Consider the following 757-nt stretch of genomic DNA (forward strand, 5'->3'; position numbering starts at 1 on the left):
CTGCAGGTGGTGCCCATGGATGACCGCCAGACCAAGCGCAGCGGTTACCCGCTGACGATCCCTGACACGTTGCTACTGAGCGATGCGATGCAACGAGCCTGCGCAGCAAGGGATTTCCAAGAGATCTTCCGTTTGGTCAACAGGCGCACGGGCTCCAGTTATGCGGTTATGGCCGCCGCAATCGGCAAGATGACAACCTCACGTGTGAGCGACGTTATCCGTGGTGTCCGTGGCATCCGAGGTCGGCAGGTTGTAGAACGCGTGGCCGATGGCTTCGGAATTCCCGGACAAATGCTTGGCCTGCCGGAAAGGCCATGGGAAGGCAGCCGGTCAAGTACGGATTCCGCACCAGACGCCGTAACCGCTCCAGCGGCGCTAGATATGCCGATGCTAGGCATTACACCATTCGAGGGTATGACGCTTCAGCAAAGCGGCGAGCAGCTCCTCAAGATGTTTCTGCATCTCGATGATGAACTGGGCGGTGACAGTCTCTTCCTTCCGCTGACGCGTTACGTCACACGGATGGCTGAAAGCGTGCGCGAGAACCCCGGAGACGGGCTCTCAGTTTTTGGCCAACTGACTCAGATGGCGGGATGGCTGGCCCTTGATGCCAATAGCCATTCTACTGCCAGGAGGTATTTTGAAGCGGCTGTGCGGGTTGGGAAGGAGTCCAGCGACCCCGGCCTCATGGCAAGCGCCCTCGCCTACATGAGTTTGCAGGAAACATATCGAGGTCGGCCATCGAATGCACTCACCC

The 757-nt window shown here is 58.9% G+C and carries 1 pseudogene; it reads left to right on the plus strand.

Annotated elements, in window-relative coordinates:
* Positions 1 to 15 precede the first annotated feature (15 nt).
* Positions 16 to 757, plus strand: a pseudogene (locus tag KUM32_RS44305) (XRE family transcriptional regulator); the annotation flags it as partial.

The sequence above is a fragment of the Streptomyces sp. AC627_RSS907 genome (assembly GCF_019049165.1).